The sequence below is a fragment of the Streptomyces prasinopilosus genome, from assembly GCF_001419695.1.
Classification (GTDB): Bacteria; Actinomycetota; Actinomycetes; order Streptomycetales; family Streptomycetaceae; genus Streptomyces; species Streptomyces prasinopilosus.
In genome coordinates this window covers 1-361 of the sequence record NZ_LIRG01000567.1, presented here as the reverse complement: position 1 = coordinate 361, position 361 = coordinate 1, and the positions used below count along the sequence as shown (strand labels likewise).

Genomic DNA, 361 nt, shown 5'->3' with positions numbered 1-361 from the left:
CGCGCATGCCGCGCCCGCCGGCCGGTTTCAGCAGCTCCGGCAGGGCACCGGCGGTCCGGTCGTCCGAGGCCCATTCCCGGACCGTGTCCCGTACCGCCACCAGCAGCACGGGGCGCAGGGCGACGGCCGGTTCACCGAGGGCGACCCGGTCCAGCACGCGGTGCTGCGCCGCCGCGGTGACCATGGCGGCGGCCGGTCCCGACGAGGCGAGGCAGACGGTCGCGTAGTCGTGCATGGCCGGCCAGTGACGTGCCGTCAGCATCGCGACGGAGTGGGTGGCCTCGCCCTCCGGGCGGCCTCGCAACCGTGTGGCGAGGGACTCGTCGGACTCCCCCGGGTCCCCGCCGGGAGGGGGGTGGGG

The 361-nt window shown here is 77.0% G+C and carries 1 pseudogene; it reads right to left on the bottom strand.

The features are described 5' to 3' along the window. A pseudogene (locus tag AOK18_RS34565) lies at positions 1-361 on the bottom strand (hydrolase); the annotation flags it as partial.